This is a genomic window from Pseudomonas sp. H26/SER47-MNA-CIBAN-0231 (assembly GCF_040310465.1).
Taxonomy (GTDB): domain Bacteria; phylum Pseudomonadota; class Gammaproteobacteria; order Pseudomonadales; family Pseudomonadaceae; genus Aquipseudomonas; species Aquipseudomonas atacamensis.
The window spans coordinates 1-237 of record NZ_JBEOPW010000188.1; the positions used below are offsets into that span (position 1 = coordinate 1).

The 237-nt window shown below is 59.5% G+C and carries 1 protein-coding gene; it reads left to right on the plus strand.

The features are described from left to right. Positions 1 to 237, plus strand: a 237-nt coding sequence (dctP, locus tag AAEZ10_RS27745; protein WP_350571888.1) for a TRAP transporter substrate-binding protein DctP, incomplete at both ends; no start/stop codon positions are given.

Here is a 237-nt window from a genome sequence, read left to right on the forward strand (position 1 = left end):
AGGCACATATGCGCAAGGTCATCGATGGCGAGATCGGCGACGAGATCCTCGCCAAGATCACCAACTCCGAGTTCGGCCTGGTGGCCCTGGCCTGGATGGATGGCGGCACGCGCAACCTCTATACCAAGAAACCGGTGCGCAAGATCGACGACCTCAAGGGCATGAAGATCCGCGTGCAAGGCAACCCGATTTTCATCGAAGCCTTCAACGCCATGGGCGCCAACGGCATTGCCATGG